Consider the following 444-nt stretch of genomic DNA (forward strand, 5'->3'; position numbering starts at 1 on the left):
GGCCTGCAGGTCACACAATCCAAAAATATAGGTGGCGAGGCGATCCCAAGCTGAGTCGGCGGACAGCGCGCGCTCAGACAGATCCTCCAGCGTCTGCGCGAGCAGGGCGGGCAACGCTGCGTCGATGAGGTCCTCGCGAGTCGCGAATCGGTTGTAGAGCGTGCCGATACTGACCCCCGCGCGCGCCGCGATCGCTTCCAGCGGAGCGCCGAGCCCGCGCTCCTGAAACTCGGCCTGCGCGGCTTCGAGCAGTTTCTCGCGATTGCGGCGCGCATCGGCGCGTAACGCGCGTTGTGCAGGCATCGCACCTCCAGAACTAACTTGACACCCGCCCTCAATATAGCGTTAGGCTGGGCCGCATAACTTGAGCACATTCCTCAACTTGGAGAAACAGTGAAGCTGCCCTGGTACATCAAGCCCGGCAACAAGGCGATCATCACGCTG

At 62.6% G+C, this 444-nt stretch carries 1 protein-coding gene; it reads right to left on the reverse strand.

The features are described from left to right. Positions 1–303: TetR/AcrR family transcriptional regulator (locus RNB18_RS52165; RefSeq protein ID WP_311721073.1), on the reverse strand; the 303-nt coding region annotated here is incomplete at its 3' end. Positions 304–444 lie beyond the last annotated feature (141 nt).

The sequence above is a fragment of the Streptomyces doebereineriae genome, assembly GCF_031845645.1.
In the GTDB taxonomy this organism is placed as follows: domain Bacteria; phylum Actinomycetota; class Actinomycetes; order Streptomycetales; family Streptomycetaceae; genus Streptomyces; species Streptomyces canus.